General features: G+C 72.5%; 12 protein-coding genes. 9 read left to right on the forward strand and 3 right to left on the reverse strand.

The window, feature by feature from the left end; all coding sequences use genetic code 11:
• Positions 1 to 3: 3 nt before the first annotated feature.
• The 8 genes from ACIQMV_RS21785 to helR all read left to right on the forward strand — a co-directional run bounded on the left by ACIQMV_RS21785 (position 4) and on the right by helR (position 10,124).
• Positions 4 to 834, forward strand: coding sequence for a carbohydrate ABC transporter permease (locus tag ACIQMV_RS21785; protein ID WP_141364950.1), 831 nt, complete (start codon positions 4 to 6; stop codon positions 832 to 834).
• A 5-nt stretch (positions 835 to 839) separates the two neighbouring features.
• The gene (locus ACIQMV_RS21790) at positions 840 to 1,655 is read left to right on the forward strand and encodes a 6-phosphogluconolactonase (RefSeq protein WP_402594785.1); all 816 of its coding nucleotides are present in this window, start codon (positions 840 to 842) and stop codon (positions 1,653 to 1,655) included.
• A complete protein-coding gene (gene iolC / locus ACIQMV_RS21795) occupies positions 1,652 to 2,629 on the forward strand; it encodes a 5-dehydro-2-deoxygluconokinase (protein WP_402594786.1) in 978 nt (325 codons plus the stop codon). The genes ACIQMV_RS21790 and iolC overlap by 4 nt, the downstream gene beginning before the upstream one ends.
• Complete coding sequence (locus ACIQMV_RS21800; protein ID WP_141364944.1) at positions 2,626 to 3,534, forward strand: deoxyribose-phosphate aldolase; 909 nt, start codon at positions 2,626 to 2,628, stop codon at positions 3,532 to 3,534. Before iolC ends, ACIQMV_RS21800 begins: the two co-directional genes overlap by 4 nt.
• Positions 3,534 to 4,418: a 5-deoxy-glucuronate isomerase gene (gene iolB, locus ACIQMV_RS21805; protein WP_402594788.1), complete on the forward strand. Its 885-nt coding sequence runs from the start codon at positions 3,534 to 3,536 to the stop codon at positions 4,416 to 4,418. The genes ACIQMV_RS21800 and iolB overlap by 1 nt, the downstream gene beginning before the upstream one ends.
• Positions 4,415 to 6,316, forward strand: a complete 1,902-nt coding sequence (iolD, locus tag ACIQMV_RS21810) for a 3D-(3,5/4)-trihydroxycyclohexane-1,2-dione acylhydrolase (decyclizing) (RefSeq protein WP_402594790.1) — start codon at positions 4,415 to 4,417, stop codon at positions 6,314 to 6,316. Before iolB ends, iolD begins: the two co-directional genes overlap by 4 nt.
• Positions 6,317 to 6,604: 288 nt before the next feature.
• The gene (locus ACIQMV_RS21815) at positions 6,605 to 7,810 is read left to right on the forward strand and encodes a glycosyltransferase (RefSeq protein WP_402594861.1); all 1,206 of its coding nucleotides are present in this window, start codon (positions 6,605 to 6,607) and stop codon (positions 7,808 to 7,810) included.
• Between the two features lie 145 nt (positions 7,811 to 7,955).
• Positions 7,956 to 10,124 (forward strand): RNA polymerase recycling motor ATPase HelR, encoded by a 2,169-nt coding sequence (helR, locus tag ACIQMV_RS21820; RefSeq protein ID WP_402594792.1) that lies wholly within the window; start codon positions 7,956 to 7,958, stop codon positions 10,122 to 10,124.
• Positions 10,125 to 10,287: 163 nt separating this feature from the next.
• Here the strand turns inward: helR and ACIQMV_RS21825 are convergent, their stop codons facing one another.
• Positions 10,288 to 10,689, reverse strand: a complete 402-nt coding sequence (locus ACIQMV_RS21825; protein WP_402594793.1) for a hypothetical protein — start codon at positions 10,687 to 10,689, stop codon at positions 10,288 to 10,290.
• 1,807 nt (positions 10,690 to 12,496) lie between these two features.
• On the opposite strand from ACIQMV_RS21825, the gene ACIQMV_RS21830 reads away from it, so the two are divergent.
• Entirely contained in the window at positions 12,497 to 12,628 is a 132-nt protein-coding gene (locus ACIQMV_RS21830; protein ID WP_402594795.1) for a hypothetical protein, read from the forward strand.
• A gap of 431 nt (positions 12,629 to 13,059) precedes the next feature.
• On the opposite strand, the gene ACIQMV_RS21835 is transcribed toward ACIQMV_RS21830, so the two are convergent.
• Entirely contained in the window at positions 13,060 to 14,082 is a 1,023-nt protein-coding gene (locus tag ACIQMV_RS21835; protein WP_402594796.1) for an IPT/TIG domain-containing protein, read from the reverse strand.
• A gap of 159 nt (positions 14,083 to 14,241) precedes the next feature.
• Positions 14,242 to 14,988 carry an IPT/TIG domain-containing protein gene (locus ACIQMV_RS21840; RefSeq protein ID WP_402594797.1) on the reverse strand — a complete coding sequence of 249 codons (747 nt, stop codon included), beginning with the start codon at positions 14,986 to 14,988 and terminating at the stop codon, positions 14,242 to 14,244.
• Positions 14,989 to 15,038: the final 50 nt, after the last annotated feature.

Genomic DNA, 15,038 nt, shown 5'->3' on the forward strand with positions numbered 1-15,038 from the left:
CGGATGCTCACCAGCCGCCGCCAGACCGTCATCGGACACGCCGTCCTGGCCGTCGCCGCCATCGCCGCCCTGTACCCCTTCCTGTCCGTGGTGCTGCTGGCGCTCAGCAAGCCCGGCACCCGGCAGAGCGGTTTCACGCTCCCCACCTCCATCAGTTTCGACAACTTCTCCGAGGCCTGGAGTCGGGGACTGTTCTCGCAGGCCCTGCTGTCCAGCCTGATCGTGGCCGCCGCCGTGGTGGTGGGCACCATCGTGCTGGCCGTCCTCGCCGGCTACGCCTTCGCGGCCTTCCCCTTCCCGCTCAAGGGACTGCTCCTGGGACTGCTGCTGGTCGGTCTGGTGATGCCGTACGAGGCGACCGTGATCCCGCTCTACTACCAACTCCGGTCCTGGCATCTCACCAACACCTACTGGGCGTTGATCCTGCCGCAGATCGGCCTGTCCCTGCCGTTCGCGGTGTTCTGGATGCGCACCTTCTTCGTGTCCACGCCGCCGGCGCTGCGCGAGGCCGCCGCGGTCGACGGAGCCTCCAGGTTCCGCACCCTGCGCTCGATCCTGCTGCCGATGGCCGCACCCGCCATCGGCACCCTCGCCACCCTGCTCTTCCTCTTCGCGTGGAACGAGTTCCTGCTGGCACTGGTCCTCGTCCCGGACGACCGCAGCGTGCAGACCGCGCCGCTGGCCCTGTCGTTCTTCGCGGGCAACCGGCGCAACAGCAACCCGGGCGTCACCGCGGCCGCCGCCGTCATCGTCGCCCTGCCCGTACTCATCAGCTACATCGCCCTCCAGCGCCGCATGATCAGCGGCATGCTGGCCGGCGCCGTAAAGGAGTGACATCCATGTCGGCCCCCCTTCCCCCGCGCGTCTTCGACAGCCCCGCCCAGCTGGGCACGGAGCTGGCCCGCGAGATCGCGGACGGGATCGCGGAAGCAGCAGGCTCCGGCCGGCGCTACGTCCTGGGCTGCCCCGGCGGCCGCAGCCCCAAGCCGGTCTACGAGGCACTCGCCGAACTGACCGCCGAGCGCGGGCTCGACCTGCGGCACGTCGTCATCGCCATGATGGACGAGTACGTCCTGCCCGACCCCGACGCGCCGGGCGGCTTCCACGACATCGACCACGGCGCGCACAACAGCTGCCACCGCTTCGCCGCCGAGGAGATCGTCGCCCCCCTCAACGCCGCGGCCGGCCCCACCCGGAGCATCCCCGCCGACGCGGTGTGGTTCCCCGACCCCGCGGACCCGTCCGCCTACGAGCGGCGTCTGGCCGAGGCCGGCGGCATCGACCTGTTCATCCTGGCCTGCGGCGCCTCGGACGGGCACATCGCCTTCAACCCGCCCGGCACCGAACGCCACAGCACCAGCCGGATCGTGGAGCTCGCCGACACCACCCGCGTCGACAACATGGGCACCTTCCCCGACTTCGCGTCCCTCGACGAGGTGCCCCGGCACGGCGTCACCGTCGGCGTGCACACCATCGTGGCCAACTCCCGGCGCGCGGTGATGACCGTCCACGGCGCCCACAAGCGCGAGGCGGTGCGCCGCCTGGCCACCGCCCTCGGCTACGACCCCTCCTGGCCCGCGACCCTGGTCATCGAGTGCGCCGACGCCGCCCTCTATGTCGACCGGGCGTCGATGGCCCTGGAGGACGCCGCGTGACGTACGACCTGATCACCCTGGGCCGGGTCGGCGTCGACCTCTACCCGCAGCAGACCGGGGTCGGCCTGGCCGAGGTGCGCACCTTCGCCAAGTACCTCGGCGGCAGCGCCACCAATGTGGCCGTCGCCGCCGCCCGGCACGGCCTGCGCAGCGCGGTCGTCACCGGCGTCGGCGACGACCCGCTGGGCGGGTTCGTCCGTGACGCGCTGCGCGGCTTCGGCGTGGACGAGCGGCATGTGGTGACCGTGCCCGGGGCCCAGACCCCGGTGGTGCTGTGCGAGCTCTTCCCGCCGGACGACTTCCCGCTGTACTTCTACCGGCCCGATGCCCCCGACCTGCGGCTGCTGCCCGAGCACCTGGACCTGCCCGCGCTGCGCGATGCCCGGGTCGTGTGGGCCACCGGGAGCGGCCTGTGCGCCGAACCGTCGTACGGCACCACACTGCGCGCGCTCGCCGAGCGCGCGCCGGGCACCGACACCGTGCTGGACCTGGACTGGCGCCCGATGTTCTGGGACCGGCCCGAGGAGGCGCCCGCCCGGTACGCGCAGGCGCTGGAGCACGCCACCGTCGCCGTCGGCAACCGTGACGAGGTCGAGGTCGCGGTGGGCACCCGTGACCCGGACCGGGCCGCCGACCTGCTGCTCGCCCGCGGAGTGCGGCTGGCCGTGGTCAAGCAGGGCCCGCACGGAGTCCTGGCGCGCACCGCGGCCGAGGACGTACGGGTGCCGCCGATCCCCGTCGAGGTGGTGAACGGCCTCGGCGCGGGCGACGCGTTCGGCGGCGCCCTGGTCGCCGGACTGCTGGCCGGACTGCCGCTGGCCGACACCCTGGCCGCCGCCAACGCCGCCGGGGCCCTGGTCGCCTCCCGGCACGCCTGCGCCGACGCGATGCCCACCCCCGAAGAGATCGCCGAGCTGACCGGCCGCCCCACCCCGCGCGCCGTCGCCACCACCACGACCGGAGAACCCCGTTGAGCACCACCCTCGCCACCGCCCCCGCCGCCCGTGACCTCGCCGAGGTCACCCGGATCCGGCTCACCGACCCCGACGCGATCCGCCGGGCCGCCGCCGCCCGCCCGAAGTTCGACCCCGCGGACCTGGCCCGGCCGCTGTTCATCCTGGCCGCCGACCACCCGGCCCGCGGCGCGGTGGCCGCCGGCGGCAACCCCACCGCCATGGGCGACCGGCACGAGCTGCTGGCCCGCTGCGTCGAGGCGCTCTCCCGCCCCGGCGTGGACGGCTTCCTCGGCACCCCCGACCTGGTCGAGGACCTGACGCTGCTCGGCGCGCTCGACGGCAAGCTGGTGCTCGGCTCGATGAACCGGGGCGGCATCCCCGGTGCCTCGTTCGAACTCGACGACCGCTTCACCTGCTACGACGCCCGAGGCATCGAGGAGGCGGGGCTGGACGGCGGCAAGGTGCTGCTGCGCGTCGACCCCGCCGACCCGGGGACCGCGGAGACGCTCAGCGGGACCGCCACCGCCGTGAACGAGTTGGCGGAGCGCCGGCTGCTCGCCCTGATCGAACCGTTCAAGTCCGTGCGCGAGGGCGGCAAGGTGCGCAACATCCTGGAGGCCGACGCGCAGATCTGGGTGAACAACATCGCCTCCGCGCTCGGCCGCACCTCCGCCTACACCTGGCTGAAGGTCCCGGTCGTCCCCGACATGGAGCGGATGATGGCCTCCACCACCATGCCCACCCTGCTCCTTGGCGGCGAGGGCGGCGGCGACCCCGACGCCATGTACGCGTCCTGGCAGCGCGCGCTGGACATCGAGCACGTCCGCGGTCTGATCATCGGGCGTACGATGCTCTTCCCCGCCGACGGCGATGTGGCCGGTGCCGTGGACACCGCCGTCTCGCTGCTCGGCCGGGAGTCCTGATGTCCCGTCGGCTGCACCTGCCCGACGGCACCGCCGCGGCGGACGGATTCCGCCTCACCGTCACCCCTGAGGACGCGGGGTGGGCCTACAGCTCGCTGCGTGTCCTGGACCTCGCACCGGGTGCCTCGCGGACGCTGGACACCGGTGACAGCGAGATGATCGTGCTGCCGCTGTCCGGCGGCGGCCGCGTGGAGATCGACGGCACCGTCCTCGAACTCGACGGCCGCCCCGACGTCTTCAGCCGGGTCACCGACTTCGCCTACGCGCCGCGCGACGCCCGGCTCACCGTGCACTCGGCGACCGGCGGGCGGTTCGCGCTCCCCGCGGCCCGCTGCGAGCGCCGGCTGGCCCCCGCCTACGGTCCCGCCGAGGCCGTACCGGTCGAGATCCGCGGCGCGGGCCCGGCCACCCGGCAGGTGAACAACTTCGCCTCCCCCGAAGGCTTCCCCTGCGACCGTCTGGTCGCCGTCGAGGTGCTCACCCCCGGCGGGAACTGGTCGTCCTATCCGCCGCACAAGCACGACGAGCGGCGCCCCGGAGAGGCGGTGCTGGAGGAGATCTACTACTTCGAGATCGGCGGCCCCGGCCCGCACGGCTTCGGCTACCAGCGGGTGTACGAGCCCGCCTCGGCCGGGGTCGACGGGGTGGACGTGCTGGCGGAGGTCCGGCAGGGCGACGTCGTGCTCGTCCCCCGGGGCTACCACGGCCCCTCGATGGCCGCTCCGGGACATCCCCTCTACTACCTCAACGTGCTCGCCGGGCCCGACCCGCAGCGCACCATGGCGTGCTGCGACGACCCGGCCCACCACTGGGTGCGCGCCTCGTGGGACGGCCAGGCCGCCGACCCCCGGGTGCCGATCTGCGACGCGGGAGGCCCGCGATGACCACGACCACGTCCGCCGGGCGGGTACGCCGGCTGACCACCGCCCAGGCGCTGGTGGCGTTCCTCGCCCAGCAGTACACCGAGCGGGACGGCGTCGAACAGCGGCTGATCGAGGGCTGCTTCGGCATCTTCGGCCACGGCAACATCGCCGGCCTCGGCCAGGCGCTGCTGGAACGCCCCGACGACCTGACCTACTACCAGGCCCGCAACGAGCAGGCCATGGTGCACGCCGCGGTGGCCTACGCCCGCACCCGGCGCAGGCTCTCCACGCTGGCCTGCACCGCCTCGGTGGGGCCCGGCTCCACCAACATGGTCACCGGGGCGGCGCTGGCCACCGTCAACCGGCTGCCAGTGCTGCTGCTGCCCGGTGACGCCTTCGCCTCACGCGCCGCCTCACCGCTGCTCCAGGAGCTGGAGCAGCCGTACGCCGCCGACATCACCGTCAACGACACCTTCCGGCCCGTCTCCCGGTTCTTCGACCGGATCTGGCGGCCCGAGCAACTGCTCTCCTCGGCCGTGCAGGCGATGCGGGTGCTCACCGACCCGGCCGAGACCGGCGCCGTCACCCTGTGCCTGCCGCAGGACGTGCAGGCGGAGGCCTGGGACTTCCCCGAGGAGTTCTTCGCCCGCCGGGTGTGGCACGTCCGCCGCCCGGCGCCTGACGAGGCGTCACTGGCCGCCGCCGTGCGGCTGCTGCGGGGCGCACGGCGCCCGCTGATCGTGGCGGGCGGCGGGGTGATCCACTCCGACGCCACCGCCGCGCTCGCGGAGTTCGCCGCCGCCACCGGCGTTCCCGTGGCCGTCACGCAGGCCGGGAAGGCCGCGCTGCCGCACGGCCATCCGGCGGCGGTCGGCGCGATCGGCCACACCGGCAGTGCCGCGGCCAACTCCCTGGCCCGCGAGGCCGATGTGGTGATCGGCGTCGGTACCCGCTGGCAGGACTTCACCACCGCCTCGCGCACCCTGTTCGCCGACCCGCGGGTGGCCTTCGTCAACCTCAACATCGCCTCGTTCGACGCCGCCAAGCAGGCCGGGGTGTCGCTGGTCGCGGACGCCCGCGCGGGCATCCAGGCCCTGGGCGCCGCACTGTCCGGCTGGTCGGCCGCCCCGGAGTGGAGTGACCGCGCGGCCGGACTGGTCCGCGGCTGGGACGCGGTGGCGGACGCCGCCTTCACCGCCGGACGCCGGCCGCTGCCGGCCCAGAGCGAGATCATCGGCGCGCTGCGGAACGGCATGGGCGAGCGCGACGTGGTGGTGTGCGCCGCCGGCTCGATGCCGGGCGATCTGCACAAGCTGTGGCGCCCCACTGACCCGCTGGGCTACCACGTCGAGTACGGCTACTCCTGCATGGGCTACGAGATCGCCGGAGGGCTGGGCGTGAAGATGGCCGCGCCCGACCGCGAGGTCGTGGTGCTGGTCGGCGACGGCTCGTACCTGATGATGGCTCAGGAGATCGCCACGGCGGTGGCCGAGCGCCTCAAACTGGTCGTGGTGCTGGTGCAGAACCACGGCTACGCCTCGATCGGCGCGCTGTCGGAGTCGGTCGGCGCCGACCGGTTCGGCACCCGTTACCGCTACCGCGACCCGGCCACCGGGCACCTGGACGGCGACACCCTGCCGGTCGACCTGGCCGCCAACGCGGCGAGTCTGGGCGCGGACGTCATCCGCGCCCAGGGTCTGGACGGCTTCCGCGAGGCGCTCGCCACCGCGCTGGCCGCCGAGCGCACCACCGTCGTCCATGTGGAGACCGACCCTCTGGTGCCGGCGCCCGGCTCGGACGCCTGGTGGGACGTCCCGGTCGCCGAGGTCTCCGCGCTGCCGTCGACCACCGCGGCCCGCGCCGCCTACGAGGAGCACAAGAAGGCCCAGCGCCCGCTGCTCGCCCCACCACCGGCCTGACCCGGCCCCGGCCCGCGTCCTCCGGGACTCCCTCGACAGGACGCGGGCCTGTGTGCCGTCCTGCCGGCTCCTGCCAATTCCCTCAGGCGGCGGAGCCGATATGCGCAATATTCGCAAAAAGGACATCGCCCGTCGGCATCGGACGGACAAAAAGAAAGGGAAAGGAGGTCACCCGCTCCTTTCCACTCTCAACGTATAGCGCACTGGGGGGCTTGCGGCAAGGCCCCCGTCGTGCCGCAGAATCGCCGGCCGAAGCCAGAAAACGAGGGTGGGTGTCGCGAAGTGCGTGTGTTGTTGTCGACGTATGGATCGCGTGGGGACGTCGAACCACTGGTGGCACTCGCGGTGCGGTTGCGGGAATTCGGCGCGGAGGTGCGGGTGTGCGCGCCGCCGGACGAGGACTTCGCGCAGCGGTTGGCCGGTGTCGGCGTACCGCTGGTGCCGGTCGGCCGGTCGGCGCGCGCGCTGACGACCGCGGCGCCGTCGCCGTCGTCGCTGCCCCAGCGCGCGGCCGAGCTGATCGCCGGCCAGCTCGACGCGGTCACCGCGGCGGCCGGAGGATGCGACGTGCTGGTGGCGACCGGCATGATGCCGGCCGCGGCCGGCGCGCTGTCGGTGGCGGAGAAGCTGGGCATCCGCTCCGTGTCCGTGACCTTCCAGCAGCTCACCCTGCCGTCGCCGCACCGCGCGCCGCTGGCGTATCCGGGCCGTCCGTTCCCGCCGGACGTGACCGACAACCGGGAGCTGTGGGACCTGGACGCCCGGAGCATCAACACGCTGTTCGGTGAGGCGCTCAACACGAACCGCGCGTCGATCGGCCTGCCACCGGTGAGCGACGTCCGCGACTACGTCATCGGCGACCGGCCGTGGCTGGCGACGGACCCGGCCCTGGACCCGTGGCAGCGGACGCCGGACCTCGACGTCGTCCAGACCGGCGCGTGGACCCTGCCCGACATGCGCCCGCTCCAGGCCGAGTTGACGGCGTTCCTGGACGCCGGGACGCCACCGGTGTACGTGGGCTTCGGCAGCATGCCCGTGCGCACCTCGACGGACGTCGCCCAGGCGGCCGTCGACGCGATCCGAGCACAGGGCCGCCGCGCGGTCGTGTCCCGCGGCTGGGCCGACCTGGCCCTGGTCGACGACCGTGACGACTGCTTCGTCGTCGGCGAGGTCAACCAGCAGGCGCTGTTCGGCCGGGTGGCCGCCGTCGTGCACCACGGCGGCGCGGGCACCACGACGACGGCCACCCGGGCCGGCGCGCCTCAGGTGGTGGTGCCCCAGGCGGCGGACCAGCCGTACTGGGCCGGCCGGGTGGCGGACCTCGGCATCGGCGCGGCACACGACGGTCCGACTCCGACCTTCGAGTCCCTGTCGGCCGCGCTCGGGACGGCCCTCGCCTCCGGCACCCGCGCACGAGCGGCCGCCGTGGCCGACATGATCCGCACCGACGGAGCGGCGGTGGCCGCGAAGCTGCTGCTCGACGCGATCAGCTGAGAAGTCCGCCGGTGCCCGCGTGAGCCACGCGGGATCGCCGAGCCGGGGCCCGGAACACGACAACCCGCCGGCCCGAGGTCACGCCGGGCCGGACACCTTGCCGCACGCAACGGTCGCAAGCGACCCCAGATCGGAACCGAAGACCATGAACCCCCTCACCACCAGCGCTTTCGACCTTCCCGACCGTCTCTCCCCCAAAGCCGACCCGACACTGACCGCCGACGACGAGCAGCACTTCGCGGCCATCGCGGAGTGCCTCGAGCAGTCGATCGCCGAGGTGTCCGACCGCCTCACCGCCGAACGCAGGGCGCCTGGCGGCACGGGCCGGCAGGCGTTGGACCGGGACCTGGAGATCCACCGGCTGACCGCTCGCCTGCGCACACTGCGCCGCTTCGGCCTGGACCTGTGCCTCGGCCGCATGGTCGGCGCGGACCACTCCGAGCCCGTGTACGTGGGCCGGCTCGGCCTCACGGACAGCACGGGTCGCCGGCTGCTGCTCGACTGGCGCTCCCCCGCGGCTGAGCCGTTCTTCGGAGCCACCCACGCCAACCCGATGGGTCTGACGAGCCGCCGCAGGTATCGCTGGACCCGCGGCCGGATCAGCGACTACTGGGACGAGGTGTTCACCGCGGACGACTTCGCCGGGCACGCCGCGCTCGACGACCAGTCCGCCTTCATCGCCAGCCTGGGCAGCAGCCGTTCGCCTCGGATGCGCGACGTGCTCGGCACCATCCAGGCCGACCAGGACGCCATCATCCGCGCGGGATCCCGCGGCGCTCTCGTCGTCGACGGCGGTCCGGGCACGGGGAAGACCGTCGTCGCCCTGCACCGTGCCGCCTACCTCCTCCACTCCGACCCCCGCCTCGGTCACCGCCGCGGCGGCCTACTGTTCGTCGGCCCGCACCAGCCCTACCTCGGCTACGTCGCCGACGTCCTCCCCAGCCTCGGCGAGGAGGGCGTGCGGACCTGCACCCTGCGCGACCTCGTCGCCGAAGGGGCCACGGCGGCGGTCGAGTCCGATCCGGACGTGGCCCGTCTGAAGTCGTCCGCGGATCTGGTGAAGGCGATCGAGCCGGCCGTCAGGTTCTACGAGGAGCCGCCCGCCAAGGGGATGACGGTCTCCACCCACTGGTCCGACATCCGGCTGACCGCCGACGACTGGGCCGGCGCGTTCGAAGCGGCGGACCCCGGTACCCCGCACAACGAGGCACGCGACCAGGTCTGGGAGGAACTGCTCACGATCCTGGTGGACAAGCACGACGGCGACGCCCCGGACGACCTGCTGCGCAGATCACTGCGGCAGAACAGGGAACTGCGAACGGCCTTCAGCCGCGCCTGGCCGCTGCTCGAAGCGGCCGACCTCGTCGGAGACCTGTGGTCCGTGCCCGCCTATCTGCGGATGTGCGCTCCCTGGCTCGGCCCCGGCGACGTCGAGAAGCTCCAGCGCCCGGACGCCCGGGCCTGGACGGTGTCCGACCTGCCGCTGCTGGACGCGGCGCGGCAGCGCCTCGGTGACCCGGAGACGTCACGGCGCAAGGCCCGGCACGAGGCCGTCATCGCCGCGCAGCGCGAGCGCATGGCGCAGGTCGTGGACAACCTGATCGCCGCCGTGGCCGACTCCGGGGCCGACGGGGACGACGGCGAGGGCCTGGTGACGATGCTGCGCGGTGAGGACGCCGAGGTCAGCCTGGTGGACGAGTCCGAACTGTCCACCGCCGACCCGGACCAGCTCGCCGGCCCGTTCGCGCACATCGTCGTCGACGAGGCTCAGGAACTCACCGACGCGGAGTGGCAGATGCTGGTGCTGCGGTGCCCGTCCCGGAGCTTCACCGTCGTCGGGGACCGTGCCCAGGCCAGGCGCGGGTTCACGGAGTCGTGGCGGGAGCGGCTCGAACGGATCGGGCTCGACCGGATCGACCTGGCGTCCCTGAGCATCAACTACCGCACGCCGGAAGAGATCATGGCGGAAGCCGAGCCGGTCATCCGGGCCGTGCTCCCGGACGCCAACGTGCCGACCTCCGTCCGCGGCAGCGGCGTGCCCGTCGCACACGCATCCACCGCGGACCTGCACTCGGTCCTCGACACCTGGCTCGCCGCGCATGCCGACGGGATCGCCTGCGTCGTCGGCGATCCGGCTTTCCCGAGCACGGCTCGCGTCCGGTCGCTCACCCCGGAGCTGTCCAAGGGACTCGAATTCGACCTGGTCGTCCTCGTCGACCCGGAGACGTTCGGCGAGGGCGTCGAAGGAGCGATCGACCGCTATGTCGCCATGACCAGGGCGACCCAGCAGCTCGTCATCCTCACGAGCCCGTGACGCCGGCCGGGCGAGGCGGCCGGCGACCACCCACCTCGGCAGCGGCGCGGGAAAAACAGGTGTCGCCGGCCGCCGTGCCCTCCCTCCCCACCGTTCTGGATCATGGGAACGCCCGACAGCCTAGCGCTGCCGGGCACCGCTCCCCACTTGGCTCCACCGCGTCTCAGCGCCCTTCCTTCCGCCTGCTGCGCACGAGCCAGGTGGCTCCTCCGACGGCCAGGGCGACCGGCCACTCAAGGGCCCCCGCGACAGCGAGGGCTCCCAGGCCTCCGTAGAAGACCAGGTCCCGGGTGGGCACGTTCTCCAGGCTGAGGTACGGGATCGGAACCGGGGCGCGGAACATACGAGCGCGCAGGTGGACACCCCCGTCAGGGTGAGCCTCACCGGTTCCGTTCCGGGCTTGCGTACGCCCGGTGACCCCTCGCGTGCTCTGGCTCCCGTACTGACCCTTCTGGGCCCGCACGCGTGCCGCGGGCTCGAGCGTGGTCAGTCCAGCGTCCGACATCTTCTTCTGGGCCCGGACACGCTCGGTGGGCTCGAGCACGGTCTCGGCTGCCGTAACCATCCCCGCTCCTCCTCTCCTGTGAGCCGGTATGGATGTGTCTGGATGTGTCTCTTCATCCATCCTCTCTTCCATCCTCGCGCGCCGTCCGCCATAGCAACTCCCCCGCGGCGAACCAGGACGACTCGGCCGGGCTCCGGCAGCACACGTGCGGGGACCCCGGCCGGCCCTGCCAGGCCGACCGGGGTCCCCGGACCCGCTCACTTCACGGTCACGAACCGAGCGGACTCGGCCGGTACCGCATCAGGCCCCGGCCGTGCCGCACCCCCTTTGCCAGGGCCGTCACGGTGCGCAATAGGCGATCGGAGTGACGGAGTAGTTCTGGGTGGCGGAGGTGTTGTGGAAGTTCACGGTCCAGCTGTCATCGGGGTTCGTGCTCGTGCTCCGGTAGCTGTTCACGGGGATGACCTCGTCGCCCCCGACCCAGCCCCCGCTGACCGCATGCTGACCGGCCGGGCACACAGCGACCAAAGCGAGCGTCTGCCCCGGTGTCAGCGTCACGCTGTCTCCGACGGCCGGAGTGATGTCGGCGACGCCCGAGGCACCCTGCGCGCCTGAAGCGCCCGTGTCACCCTGCGGCCCGGTCGCACCCTGCGGGCCGGTAGCGCCCGTGTCGCCCTGAGGCCCGGTCGCACCCGTAACACCCTGTGGGCCAGTGGCGCCCGTAACACCCTCGGGGCCCGTAGCGCCCGTGTCGCCCTGGGGCCCAGTAGCGCCTGTGTCGCCCTGCGGCCCGGTGGCCCCCTGAGCGCCGGTGGCACCCGTGTCACCCTGCGGCCCGGTTGCACCGGTGTCACCCTGAGGGCCATTAGCACCCTGCGGACCGGTCGCACCCGAGTCCCCCTGCGGCCCAGTCGCACCCGTGTCACCTTGAGGACCCGTTGCACCGGTATCACCTTGAGGGCCAGCGGCGCCCGTGTCACCCTGAGGGCCATTAGCACCCTGCGGACCGGTGGCACCCGTGTCACCCTGCGGCCCAGTAGCACCCGTGCCGCCCTGAGGGCCAGTGGCGCCCGTGTCACCCTGAGGGCCATTAGCACCCTGCGGACCGGTCGCACCCGAGTCCCCCTGCGGCCCAGTCGCACCCGTGTCACCCTGAGGGCCGGTCGCACCCGAGTCCCCCTGAGGCCCGGTCGCACCCGTCGTGCCCTGCGGGCCGGCAGGCCCGGTGGCACCCGTGTCACCTTGCGGCCCGTTAGTGCCGTTCGTGCCCTGGGGGCCGGTCGCACCCGTGTCGCCCTGCGGCCCGGTCGCACCCGTAACACCCTGCAGACCGGTCGCACCGGTATCACCCTGAGGACCAGCGGCGCCCGTGTCACCCTGAGGGCCATTAGCACCCTGCGGACCGGTCGCACCCGTGTCGCCCTGAGGCCCGGTCGCACCCGTAGCCCCCGTAACACCCTGCAGACCGGTCGCACCGGTATCACCCTGAGGGCCAGCGGCGCCCGTGTCACCCTGAGGGCCATTAGCACCCTGCGGACCGGTCGCACCGGTATCACCCTGAGGGCCAGCGGCGCCCGTGTCACCGTGAGGGCCGTTAGCACCCTGCGGCCCAGTAGCGCCTGTGTCGCCCTGAGGCCCGGTGGCACCGGTCGTGCCCTGCTGCCCGGTCGCACCCGTCGTGCCCTGCGGGCCGGCAGGCCCGGTGGCACCCGTGTCACCTTGCGGCCCGTTAGTGCCGTTCGTGCCCTGGGGGCCGGTCGCACCCGTCGCACCCGTCGTGCCCTGCGGCCCCGTCGCACCCGTCGCACCCGTCGCACCCGTCGTGCCCTGCGGGCCTTGGGGCCCGGGCTGCCCGCACGAAGGGACGGTGCTCGAGACGCTGACGTGGCGGGCGGTCACCCAGCCCGAGCGGTTCGCGAGCCGGTACCACTCCGGGTCTCCGTCGACGCTCTCGCCCAGGGCCTGGCACCAGACGCTGATCCGCGCGCCGCTGGGATAGCTGCCCAGTTCGGCGGACCTGCTCGTCGGATGGGCGCGGATGCTCAATCTCGTCCTGGCCGTAACGGTCCCGGAAATCGCCGCCCCGAACACGTTCCGTTCCACGTGTGTGGCAGCGACATCCGAACGCACCGTGTCCGTCAGCCCCGGAGCAGCCACCGCCACGGACCCTTGCAGCTCACATGCCAGACCGAGGCTCACCGCCCCCAGGGCCAGCGACAGAAAGGTAAGCCTTCGCATCAAGAGACACCACGCCTTTCGCTTTTCGCCTGTGATGAAGGGAGACGTGAAGAGAAAAGCGCATAATCGGCTCATAAGACTGCTATGACACGAACAAAATCCCATCGGACGGTAAGCTGTTTTCAACCTCACCGGTTTACCGACGAGTTGGCGTAGGGGGTGGCCGGCGCGCAGTCGGGCCGCCCTCACAAGTCAGATCGCGGGGCCCGCGATCCGGGTGTAGGTGAGCCCGTTGCTGACGCCGCCGGGAGTGGTCACCGTGATGGTGACCGCTCCGGCGGCACCCGCGGGCGCGACAGCCGTGACACTGGTCGGGGAGAGCACGGTGAACGCCGCGAGGACGCCGCCGAACTCCACGCCGGTCGTGTTGGTCAGGTTCGCGCCGGTCAGCGTGACGACGGCGCCCGCGTACGTCGGCCCCTGGTCGGGGGTCACGGAGGTCAGGGTGGGGGCGTCGAGGTAGACGTAGCCGAGAGGATTGCTGGTGCCGCCGGGGGTGGTCACCGTGACCGCCGCCGCACCGGCCGCGTGAGCAGGCGTCACCACGGTGATCTGAGTGGCGGAGACGACGGTGAACGATGCCGCCACCATGTCGAAGCGCACCGCCGTCGCGTTGAGAAGTCCGGTGCCGGTCAAGGTAGTCGCGGCGCCGCCGGCCGAGGATCCGGCGGGGGGCTCGATGTCGGTCAGCGACGGCACGGGGGCGTAGTAGAAGTACGCGCTGGGGTCGTCGGGGTTGCTGGTGCCGCCCGGAGTGGTCACCGTGACCGCCGCCGCACCCGCCGCGTGAGCGGGCGTCACCGCGATGATCCTCGTGGCGGCGAGGACGGTGAACGACGTCGCCGCGACTGTGTCGAAGAACACCGCCGTCGCCCCCGACAGGTTGGTGCCCGTCAGCGTCACCGTAGTGCCCCCGGAGACGGGTCCCTGACTGGGCGTCACACCCGATACGGCGGGGACGGCGACGTAGGTGTACGTGGCCGTCTGGGTGCTGGTGCCCTGGCTGGTGGTGACGGTGACGTTGACCGCACCGGTGCCGGAAGGGGGCACCGCCGTGAGCTGTGTGCTGCTGAGGACGGTGAACGAGGTGGCGGCTCTGCCGCCGAACTGGACGGCTGTCGTGCCGCTGAAGCCGGTACCGGTCACGGTGACGATGTTCCCGCCTGAGGACGGCCCCTGGTTGGGGCTGATCGAGGAGACGGTGGGGGCAGCCATGGCTGTACTCCTTCAGGCAACACGACGGCGTATCTACGGCGGATCTGCGGCGGACCGGCTATGGCGACGACAGCCGGAACGGGGTGACACCCGTCCGAGCGGAGGAGGGGACCGCGTTCGGACGGGTGCCGTGTGCATCCCCGGTACGGGGCTGCTGGATCAGATGCCGGGGCCGGTGACGTAAGTGAATCCGCCGGTGGCGGTGGCGGACCCGGCAGGGTTGGTGACCACGACGTCGACCGCACCGGCCGTGCCGGGCGGCGTGACCGCCGACAAGGTGGTGGCGCTGATGACCGAGAACGGCGCGGCGGTGCCGTCGAAGGTGACCGAGCTGGCGGTGTCGAGGTTGGTGCCCGTGATGGTCACCGCCGTGCCGCCGGAGGCCGGACCCGAGGTCGGGTTGACGGTCACGATCGTGGGGTCGTCGATGTAGGTGTAGGACAGGCCGTTGTTGCTGCCGCCCGCGGTCGTCACGGTCACCGGCACCGGCCCGGCCGCCGTGCCCGCCGGCACGGCGACGCTGACGGAGCTGTCGGAGTTCACCGTGGGGGTGGCGGTGTTCCCGCCGAAGGACACGCTGGTCGCGGTCGACAGGCCGGTGCCGTTGACGGTGATGGTGTTGCCGCCGGCCAGCGGCCCCGAGCTGGTGCTCAGGGAGGACTTGAACGGGGCGCCGACGTAGAAGAACGACACCGGGTTGCTCGTCCCGCCCGGGGTGGTCAGGGTGACTCCGACCGAGCCCGCTCCCGAGGGGGAGACCGCGGTGACCTGGGTCGGTGAGACGTTGGTGACGCTCGTGGCGGGCTTGGTGCCGAACAGCACCGCGCTGGTGTTGGAGAGGTTGGTACCGGTGATGGTCACCAGCGTGCCTCCGCCGGTGGAACCCTGATTCGGAGAAATGGGCATGGGGACACTCCTTCGTCTCTGGTGGGGACATGCGAGGAACCAGCGGAGTG

Origin of the sequence: Streptomyces sp. NPDC091412, assembly GCF_044756885.1 — a bacterium.
Classification (GTDB): Bacteria; Actinomycetota; Actinomycetes; order Streptomycetales; family Streptomycetaceae; genus Streptomyces.